This window comes from Pseudomonas sp., from assembly GCF_050739995.1.
Lineage (GTDB): Bacteria > Pseudomonadota > Gammaproteobacteria > Pseudomonadales > Pseudomonadaceae > Aquipseudomonas.
This window is the reverse complement of sequence record NZ_JBOICG010000100.1, coordinates 1-7,262: the sequence shown is the minus strand read 5'-3', so window position 1 is coordinate 7,262 and position 7,262 is coordinate 1. Positions and strand designations below refer to the sequence as shown.

General features: G+C 61.6%; 7 protein-coding genes. 5 read left to right on the top strand and 2 right to left on the bottom strand.

Annotated elements, in window-relative coordinates; all coding sequences use genetic code 11:
* The coding region (gene polA, locus ACRESD_RS03465) for a DNA polymerase I (RefSeq protein WP_431749644.1) at positions 1–2,760 on the bottom strand (2,760 nt) is incomplete at its 3' end.
* A 74-nt stretch (positions 2,761–2,834) separates the two neighbouring features.
* Here polA and ACRESD_RS03460 point away from each other — a divergent pair.
* Both ACRESD_RS03460 and ACRESD_RS03455 read left to right on the top strand, forming a co-directional pair.
* Positions 2,835–3,125 carry a DUF2782 domain-containing protein gene (locus ACRESD_RS03460; RefSeq protein WP_431749643.1) on the top strand — a complete coding sequence of 97 codons (291 nt, stop codon included), beginning with the start codon at positions 2,835–2,837 and terminating at the stop codon, positions 3,123–3,125.
* Positions 3,126–3,181: 56 nt separating this feature from the next.
* Positions 3,182–4,135, top strand: a complete 954-nt coding sequence (locus ACRESD_RS03455; RefSeq protein WP_431749642.1) for a homoserine kinase — start codon at positions 3,182–3,184, stop codon at positions 4,133–4,135.
* A 95-nt stretch (positions 4,136–4,230) separates the two neighbouring features.
* Here ACRESD_RS03455 and ACRESD_RS03450 read toward each other — a convergent pair whose 3' ends face one another.
* Entirely contained in the window at positions 4,231–5,160 is a 930-nt protein-coding gene (locus tag ACRESD_RS03450) for a zinc ABC transporter substrate-binding protein (protein WP_431749641.1), read from the bottom strand.
* 58 nt (positions 5,161–5,218) lie between these two features.
* On the opposite strand from ACRESD_RS03450, the gene ACRESD_RS03445 reads away from it, so the two are divergent.
* From ACRESD_RS03445 to znuB, 3 genes are all read left to right on the top strand, one after another.
* Positions 5,219–5,701 (top strand): Fur family transcriptional regulator, encoded by a 483-nt coding sequence (locus ACRESD_RS03445; protein WP_431749640.1) that lies wholly within the window; start codon positions 5,219–5,221, stop codon positions 5,699–5,701.
* Positions 5,701–6,486: a zinc ABC transporter ATP-binding protein ZnuC gene (znuC, locus tag ACRESD_RS03440; protein ID WP_431749639.1), complete on the top strand. Its 786-nt coding sequence runs from the start codon at positions 5,701–5,703 to the stop codon at positions 6,484–6,486. The genes ACRESD_RS03445 and znuC overlap by 1 nt, the downstream gene beginning before the upstream one ends.
* Positions 6,479–7,262, top strand: a 784-nt coding sequence (gene znuB / locus ACRESD_RS03435) for a zinc ABC transporter permease subunit ZnuB (RefSeq protein ID WP_431749638.1), incomplete at its 3' end; no start/stop codon positions are given. The genes znuC and znuB, both read left to right, overlap by 8 nt.

Genomic DNA, 7,262 nt, shown 5'->3' with positions numbered 1-7,262 from the left:
GTTGTCGCCCACGCCCAAATCCACCACCAACGGCACATCCAACTGGGCCGCCGCGCTCATGTGTTCGCGGATCTTCTCGCTGACTTGCGCCACCAGGTCTTCACGCACCTCAAGCACCAATTCGTCGTGCACCTGCAGGATAACCTTGGCGTCCAGGCCCGACTCAGCCAACCAATTATCCACCAGCACCATGGCCTTCTTGATGATATCCGCTGCCGTGCCCTGCATCGGCGCGTTGATCGCTGTGCGTTCAGCGGCCGCGCGATCCTGAGGTTTATTGGAGTTGATATCGGGCAAATACAGCCGGCGCCCGAAGAAGGTTTCCACATAACCTTGATCGGCAGCCTGGGCACGGGTGCGCTCCATATACTCGCGAACGCCCGGGTAGCGTGCGAAGTACACATCGATGTAGGCCTTGGCGGTCTTGGTATCAACGCCAATGTCCTTGCCGAGCTTCTGCGCGCCCATGCCGTAGATCAGGCCAAAGTTGATCGCCTTGGCACTCCGACGCTGGTTGGACGTAACCTCAGCCAGCTCAACCTTGAACACCTCGGCTGCCGTGGCCGTGTGCACATCCAGATTGTTGCGGAAGGCATTCATCAGGCCTTCGTCCCTGGACAGGTGCGCCATGATCCGCAGTTCGATCTGCGAATAGTCCGCCGCCAGCAGTTTGTAGCCCTTGGGCGCGACAAATGCCTGGCGAATCCGCCGCCCTTCGGCGGTGCGTACCGGGATGTTCTGCAGGTTCGGGTCACTGGAAGACAAACGCCCGGTCGCCGCCACCGCCTGATGGTAAGACGTGTGAATGCGCCCAGTGCGCGGGTTGATCTGCTCCGGCAGGCGGTCGGTGTAAGTACTTTTGAGCTTGCTCATGCTGCGGTACTGCATCAGCACCTTGGGCAACAGGAAGTCGTCTTCGGCCAGCTTGGCCAGCACTTCCTCAGCGGTGGAGGCCTGGCCCTTGCCGGTCTTTTTCAGAACGGGCAGACCCAGCTTCTCGTAGAGAATCGCCCCGAGCTGCTTGGGTGAGCCCAGGTTGAACTCCTCACCGGCGATCTCAAACGCCTGGCGCTCCAGCTCAACCATCTTGTTGCCCAGTTCGATGCTCTGGATGCCCAGCAGATCCTTGTCAACCAGCGCCCCCTGGCGCTCGATACGGGCCAATACCGGCACCAACGGAATTTCGATATCCGTGAGCACACTCGCCAGAGTCGGGATGGCTGAAAGTTGCGCAAACAGCTCCTGATGCAGGCGCAAGGTAATATCGGCGTCTTCCGCCGCATACGGGCCAGCCTGTTCCAGCGCGATCTGGTCGAACGTCAGCTGCTTGGCGCCTTTGCCGGCAATGTCCTGGAAGGCAACAGTGTCATAGTTCAGGTACTTCTTGGCCAGGCTGTCCATGTCGTGGCGCGTTGCCGTGGAGTTCAGCACATAGGACTCGAGCATGGTGTCGAAGGCGATGCCGCGCACGGTGATGCCCTGTGCAGGGTCGCCACCGATGGCGCAGTTGGCCAGGATGTTCATATCGAACTTGGCGTGCTGCCCGACCTTGAGCTTGGCCGGGTCTTCCAACAGCGGTTTGAGGGCCAGCAGCACGGTGTCGCGGTCCAGCTGCTCCGGCGCACCGACGTAGGAATGGGTCAGCGGGATGTAGGCCGCTTCGTGGGGCTGAACGGCGAAGGAAACACCGACCAACTGCGCCTGTTGGGCGTCGATGCCTGTGGTTTCGGTGTCGAAGGCAATCAGCTTCGCATCGTTGAGCTTTTTCAGCCAGGTATCGAAGGTCGCCTGGTCGAGGATGGTGGTGTAGCTCGCTTCTGTCGGCGCCACCGCCTCAACGACTTCCTCAACAACAGATGCCGCCTTGAGCTCCACCCGCTTGGCATCGCGCTGGACCTCATCAATCCAACTCTTGAACTCCAGCAGCGTGTACAGCTCCAGCAGTTTCTCACGGTCCGGTTCGACCAGGTGCAAATCGTCCAGGCCGACAGCCAGCGGTACGTCGCACTTGATCGTCGCCAATTGGTAAGAAAGAAATGCACTCTCCCGATGCTCTTCCAGCTTGGCCGGCAGCGTCTTGGCGCCTCGGATAGGCAGCGTCGGCACGATATCCAACTGCTCGTAAAGCTCTTTGATCCCACCATTCACGCCCACCAGCAAGCCGGAAGCGGTCTTCGGACCAATACCCGGAACGCCCGGGATGTTGTCGGATGAGTCGCCCATCAACGCCAGATAGTCGATGATCTGCTCCGGAGCGACGCCAAATTTCTCCTTTACGCCCTCGATGTCCATCGAACTACCGGTCATGGTGTTGACCAAGGTAATGTGCCCGTCGACCAACTGCGCCATGTCTTTGTCGCCGGTGGAAATCACCACCGGTCGTTTGGCGGCTGCGCTGCTGCGGGCCAGGGTGCCGATTACATCATCGGCCTCGACGCCTTCGACGCACAGCAGCGGGAAGCCCAACGCGATGACGCTCTGGTGCAGCGGCTCGATCTGCAGGCGCATGTCATCGGGCATGCTCGGGCGGTTGGCCTTGTATTCGGCGTACATGTCGTCGCGAAAAGTCCCACCCTTGGCATCGAATACCACGGCGAACGGACTGTCCGGGTACTGCTTGCGCAGGCTTTTGAGCATGTTCAACACGCCCTTGACCGCACCGGTCGGCAGGCCTTTGGAGGTGGTGAGCGGTGGCAGCGCATGAAAGGCGCGATACAGATAAGAAGAACCGTCCACCAGGACGAGGGGGGCTTGGCTCATGAGCAGGATCAACCTTTTCGGCGGGTCAGGCGCTAGAATAGCCGGACCAATGACGACAAAGGGACAAGGTTATCATGCGTACAGTAAATAGCCTGTTGTTGACCGGCCTGATTGCATTCTTGCCGTTGGCCGCCACGGCAGCCGACAGCGCGCCTACGGCGGACCCGGAAGTTACGATCCGCACCGAAGGTGATAAAACCATCCAGGAATACCGCCAAAACGGCTTCCTGTACGCAATCAAGGTAACGCCGAAGGGTGCGCCGCCGTATTTTCTGGTGCGGGCGGACGGAACCGATGCGAACTTCATCCGTTCCGACCAGCCGGATATGCTGATCCCGTCATGGAAGATCTTCGAATGGAAATGACTTCTTAACTTCAATTGGCGCCGCCCGTTGCGGCGCCCGTACTGGCAGTTTTAACCATGTCTGTGTTTACCCCCCTGGCTCGGCCCGAGCTGGAAACCTTTCTCGCCCCTTACGGGCTCGGCCGCCTGCTTGATTTCCAGGGGATTGCCGCGGGTAGTGAAAACACCAATTTCTTTATCAGCCTGGAACAAGGCGAGTTCGTCCTGACCCTGGTTGAACGCGGCCCGGTCGCGCAAATGCCGTTCTTCATCGAACTGCTCGATGTGCTCCATGATGCCGACCTGCCGGTGCCTTACGCCCTGCGTACCACAGACGGCGTGGCCTTGCGCGAGCTCAAAGGCAAACCGGCGCTGCTGCAGCCGCGCCTGGCCGGCAAGCACATCAAGGATGCGAACGCCCAGCATTGCGCCCAGGTCGGCGACCTGCTGGGCCATCTGCACCTGGCCACCCAAGGCGAAAAAGTCCTGGAACGCAAGACCGACCGCGGGCTGGACTGGATGCTCAGTGAAGGTGCGCAGTTGATTTCGCACTTGAACGACGCGCAGCAACGCTTGCTGCAAGATGCATTGACCGAGATCGAAGCCCACAAGGCCCAGATACTCGCCCTGCCACGCGCCAACGTGCATGCCGACCTGTTCCGCGACAACGCGATGTTCGAAGGCACGCACCTGACCGGCCTGATCGACTTCTACAACGCCTGCTCCGGCCCGATGCTATACGACGTGGCGATCGCCCTGAATGACTGGTGTTCGGATGCCGACGGCGTGATCGATGGGCAGCGCGCCCGCGCGTTGCTGGGGGCCTACGCGAGCCTGCGGCCGTTCACCGCCAAGGAAGCCGAGCTGTGGCCGACCATGCTGCGCGTGGCCTGTGTGCGATTCTGGCTGTCACGCCTGATCGCCGCTGAGTCGTTTGCAGGGCAGGACGTGTTGATCCATGACCCCGCCGAGTTCGAGCACCGTTTGGCGCAGCGCCAACAAGTCATGATCCAACTGCCGTTCGCCCTTTAAAGGACCCACTCGGTCAAACAATGTGGGAGCTGGCTAGCCTGCGATAACGATGTCGACTGACACACCGCTATCGCAGGCTAGCCAACTCCCACAGGTCAGAGTGATTCCAGGCAACCCGCCAAATCGTTACCCAGCTTCTCCAACACCTGCTCATAACCCTGGGCGGTTGCCGGGGTATACCCACCCAATGCATCAAGCTCCGCCAACTTCACCGGCAAGCCAGCCACCAGCGTCTCCGCCAAGCGCGGACGCAGCGGCGGCTCACTGAACACACATGTCTTGCCCACTTCCTGCAAGCGCGTACGCATCGCCGCTACGTGCTGGGCGCCCGGCTGCACTTCGGCGGCGACACTGAATACACCCGTGTGCTTGAGCCCATAGGCATCTTCGAAGTAATCAAAGGCTTCATGGAACACGAAGTAAGGTTTGTCGCCGATTGACGCCAGACGCGCCTTCAACCGCGCGTCCAACGCATCCAGACGCTCATCGAAGGCTTTCACGTTACTTTGATAGCGCACGGCATTGGCCGGGTCGGCAGCGCTGAGGTCTGAGGCCATGCGCGCCGCAATCACGCGAGCGTTGACCGTCGACAGCCACAAGTGCGCATCCAGGCTGCCTGGACGGTGATCGTGGTCGTGCTCGTCGGCTTCGTCGGCATGAGAGTGGCTATCTTCGGCGAAACGACGCAGTTTCATACCTGGAAGGTCCTGTACGGCCACGGTCGGCAGGCTGCGCCCCTTGAGCACGCGCGGCAGGAAGCTCTCCATGTCCGGGCCAATCCAGTACAGCAGGTCCACCGACTGTACGCGCCGTACGTCGGATGGACGCAAGGCGTAGTTGTGTGGCGATGCGCCGGGCGGCAGCAACACCTCTGGAATCGCCACGCCGTCCTGCACTGCGGCGGCGATCAACTGCAATGGTTTGATGCTGGTCAGCACCTTGACCTCAGCCTGAGCGGCCCCGGCAATGAACAAACTGGTGACAAATACGACAAAAACGGGAAAAAGTCGGGACACGATGACCACTCAATGGCGTAGGAACGGGTAACATAATAACGTCTCTATCAAATGTCTGTCGCCGCTCATGCCTAAAACACCGCTTGCCAGCCGTCCCCACGACCACTCTCACTGCGTGCACACCGCACTGTCGGAAGCCGACACGCTGTGCACACAGAAGGGCCTGCGCCTGACCGCCTTGCGTCGTCGCGTGCTGGAACTGGTGTGGCAGAGCCACAAACCGCTGGGCGCCTACGACATTCTCGGCGTACTCAGCGAGCAGGACGGCCGCCGCGCCGCGCCGCCTACGGTGTACCGCGCGCTGGATTTCCTGCTGGAAAACGGCTTGGTGCATCGCATTGCCTCGCTCAACGCCTTTGTCGGCTGCAGCCACCCGGAGCACGCGCATCAGGGCCAGTTCCTGATCTGCCGCGAATGCCACGCTGCCATTGAGCTTGAACAGAAAAGCATCAGCGACGCCATCATCAAAAGCTCCGCCGACGTCGGCTTCAAGGTCGAAGGGCAAACGGTGGAAGTGGTCGGGCTCTGCTCCGGTTGCCAGGGGGCCTGATGAGCAACGCGTTAATCCGCCTGGAGCAGGTCGGGGTCACGTTCGCCGGGCAAAACGTGCTGGATAACATCGTACTGAGCGTCGAGCCCGGGCAGATCGTCACCCTGATCGGCCCCAACGGCGCCGGCAAGACCACCCTGGTGCGTGCTGTCCTTGGCTTGCTCAAGCCCGACAGCGGCACGGTGTGGCGCAAGCCCAAGCTGCGCGTGGGCTATATGCCGCAAAAGCTGCATGTGGACCCGACGTTGCCGCTGTCCGTACTGCGCTTTCTGCGCCTGGTGCCCGGTGTCGACCGTGCCCGCGCCCAGGCGGCGCTCAAGGAAGTCGGCGCCGAGCAGGTGATCGACAGCCCGGTGCAAAGCATCTCCGGCGGCGAAATGCAGCGCGTGTTGCTGGCCCGCGCCCTGTTGCGCGAGCCCGAGTTGCTGGTACTGGATGAACCCGTGCAGGGTGTCGACGTCGCCGGCCAGGCCGAGCTGTACAGCCTGATCACCCGCCTGCGCGACCGTCACGGCTGCGGTGTGTTGATGGTGTCCCACGATTTGCATCTGGTGATGAGCACCACCGACCAGGTCGTCTGCCTGAATCGCCATGTGTGCTGCTCCGGTCATCCGGAGCAGGTCAGTGGCGACCCGGCGTTCGTCGAGTTGTTCGGCAAGAACGCCCAGAGCCTGGCGATCTACCACCACCATCACGACCACGCCCATGACCTGCATGGCGCCGTAGTCGAAGACCCCACCGCACCTCACACCCACGTTCATGGAGATAGCTGCAAGCATGGCTGATTTTCTGCTCTACGCCCTGCTGGCAGGCTTGGCTTTGGCGTTGGTAGCGGGCCCCTTGGGCTCGTTCGTGGTTTGGCGACGCATGGCCTATTTCGGCGACACCTTGTCTCACGCCGCGTTGCTGGGCGTGGCCCTGGGCTTTTTGCTGGATGTGAGCCCAACCATCGCCGTTACCGTGGGCTGCCTGTTGCTGGCGGTGCTGCTGGTGACCCTGCAACAGCGCCAGCCGCTGGCCTCCGACACGCTGCTGGGCATCCTGGCGCCGAGTACCTTGTCCCTGGGCCTGGTGGTGCTGAGCTTCATGCATGAAGTGCGCATCGACCTGATGGCCTATCTGTTCGGCGATTTGCTGGCGATCAGCCCTGGCGACCTGGCGTGGATACTCGGCGGTAGCGCCGCCGTGCTGGTTTTGCTGGTGACCCTGTGGCGCCCGTTGTTGGCGATCACCGTGCATGAAGAGCTGGCCACGGTAGAAGGCTTGCCCGTGCCGGCGCTGCGTATGGCCCTGATGCTGCTGATCGCGGTGGTGATTGCTGTCGCGATGAAGATAGTCGGCGTATTGTTGATCACCTCGCTGCTGATCATTCCGGCTGCCGCCGCCCAGCGCCATGCCCGCTCCCCCGAGCAGATGGCCATCGGCGCCAGCCTGCTGGGGATGCTGGCAGTGTGCGGGGGCCTGGCGCTGTCCTGGTTCAAGGACACGCCGGCCGGGCCGTCGATTGTGGTAACGGCGGCCGCCCTGTTTCTGCTGAGTTTTGTCCTGCCCCGTCGAGGGG